The sequence below is a fragment of the uncultured Caballeronia sp. genome (genome assembly GCF_964243625.1).
In the GTDB taxonomy this organism is placed as follows: Bacteria; Pseudomonadota; Gammaproteobacteria; order Burkholderiales; family Burkholderiaceae; genus Caballeronia.
In genome coordinates, this window is record NZ_CAXTGZ010000821.1 from 1 (window position 1) to 2,202 (window position 2,202).

2 protein-coding genes are annotated in these 2,202 nt (G+C 60.0%); both read left to right on the forward strand.

Annotated elements, in window-relative coordinates; all coding sequences use genetic code 11:
- The first annotated feature begins 12 nt into the window (after nucleotides 1-12).
- Complete coding sequence (locus tag ACFFAR_RS31350; RefSeq protein WP_375509244.1) at nucleotides 13-711, forward strand: ATP-binding protein; 699 nt, start codon at nucleotides 13-15, stop codon at nucleotides 709-711.
- A 553-nt stretch (nucleotides 712-1,264) separates the two neighbouring features.
- Nucleotides 1,265-2,065, forward strand: a complete 801-nt coding sequence (locus ACFFAR_RS31355) for a hypothetical protein (RefSeq protein WP_174365576.1) — start codon at nucleotides 1,265-1,267, stop codon at nucleotides 2,063-2,065.
- The last annotated feature ends 137 nt before the right edge of the window (nucleotides 2,066-2,202 follow it).

Here is a 2,202-nt window from a genome sequence, read left to right on the forward strand (position 1 = left end):
TTTTTCTCGGCGCTGCTCCACGCCGCAAATCATCCGGCCCAAAACGGCGCCTCCAAGGCCGCTTTGCGCGGGCGGCTCTTACACAAACTGAGGCAGGTCGCCGACAAGAAAGGCGATGACCGAGTCGTGCTGTTTGCCGATGAAGCGCAAAACTTGCATGAACTTCACTATGAATGGTTGCGCGATTTGCACGACGAGCTGGAGAACAACGCATTGCGCCTGTTCGTCTTTCTGGTCGGCCAGCCCCAACTGGTTGCGCAAAAGTCAGCTTTTCAGGCCCAAGACAAAGGTCAGATCGTCGCGCGATTCATGGTCGAGGAATTGGCATTCCGCGGCATTATGTCTGGGGCCGAATGCCGGGCGGTGCTGAAGGCATATGACCAGGGTGAGTATCCGGAACGTTCCGGTTGGTGCTACACGCGTTTCTATGTGCCGCAGGCCTATGACGCGGGACTGCGCGTGCTTGACTCGGCGAGCACACTATGGAACGCGTTCGAGGATGCACACATCAAGGCCAACCTTGACGGACCTGTCGAAATCCCGATGAAATATTTTACTGCCGCAGTGGAAGCCGCGCTGCTACTCAGCATTGCGAACGACAGCCCCACGCTGAGTTTCGATGGCGTGTTCTGGGCATCGATGGTCGAACGCAGCCGATACGTTTTAGCGCAGAAAGCCAGCAGCACCATCTTGACCGCAATCAGCAGGTAACAGCTCAATGCCTCGCCATCACCACGGCACGTGCGGGACGCCCATGTTGTGGGCGACTGGATCCGCCGAGGCGCGCTTCACGTCGCGGTCCGAACGGAGCAGTGCCGGTGAATCGATGTGGATGCGGCTGTCGAAGTTTTCCTTATGAAATCAGCTGACGTTGCATGAACTGTCATGCCTGGTCCTCCTACCGTCAAATGAGATTTCCACCCACGGCGCAGATCTGCGTCGCGCCGATCGGTTCGACCAAGAACGACTGAGTGATCTGTTGGAGGTCTCCCCCGTTGCCGTCGCAGCCGGCTTTTGCTGCGGCAAACCTACGCCTGGTTGGGGCGCGGCCAGCACCAAGCTGCGCTACTGTCGCGAGTGCTTGCAGCAGGGCTTTCATGCAGCGTGGTTTCAGTGGAGTTTTATCAGCCGTTGCCCGCTGCATAAGCGGGCCCTCAGAGTTGGCTGCCCCAGCTGTGCGATGCCCATGAAGTACGCTCTCCAAAGCGAGATGGCGGAGCACCCGCTTGCATGTGCGTACTGTGCTCAACGGTGGGTGCCGGCATTGCATCTGCCCGCGGGGCGGTGCACGCCGATATCGGGACGCCCGGCTCGAATCCTGCGAAGATGGCAGGCCTGCGTCGGCGAATCCAACGCGCGCCTTTCCAAACCGCTTCGTCGACAGCACGATCCGCTGACGGGCCAGTACGTAACGGCGCGACGCAGTCAAGCGGCATCGGTTCGCAGCACGGTGCACGTGCGCATATCGAACCGCCTGTACGACACACCGCCACCAACTGTTCTGGAACTATTGGAAAGACGTCCCCCTCCTGCACTGGTCGCGTTCCGACCGAATCCCGGCCCGTCCGAACCCTGCGACCCGTGTTTCGAACAGACAAGCTGGCCTCACTTCAGACAGCGGCATCTTCGGTTCGAACGGACTCTTCAGCAGACTCAGGACACGCTTTTCGGTAACGCGCTGCGCAATATCGATGAGCGGGTCTGGTCCACGCTGTGCCGTCAACAATTCGTCATCGCCACCGATACCCTAAGTGCCGACACGGCGGCCGCCATCGGTTGGCATCTGAGTTGGCTCGGTTTCGTTCGCGCGTGCGGCCGCATCGACCTTCTCTCGACGCCCGCACTGGGCCTGACCGGCTGGCTAGCTCATAGTCCCGACCGTCCCCACGCGATCGCGTACGCCGTGTGGACCGACCAGCTGACGGCATGGCTACAGGACGACCTGACGACGTCAGCCTGGGTTTGGCGGCACATCGTACTGTTTATGCGCAAGCACAAGTACTATCTCCTGCATCCCGCACTCGCGCGCCCGGCGGAACTTGCGGCATATCGAACGATTCGGTAGCGACAACGTGATACCGCGTCAGCACCGCTGCACAGCAGCCCAAGGACCCTGAAACTCGACGCCGCCATGTCCACGAGACCGGACTACTTTACGTCAATCCGGGACTACTCCATTGCTTATGGACGACTTTAGTAGCA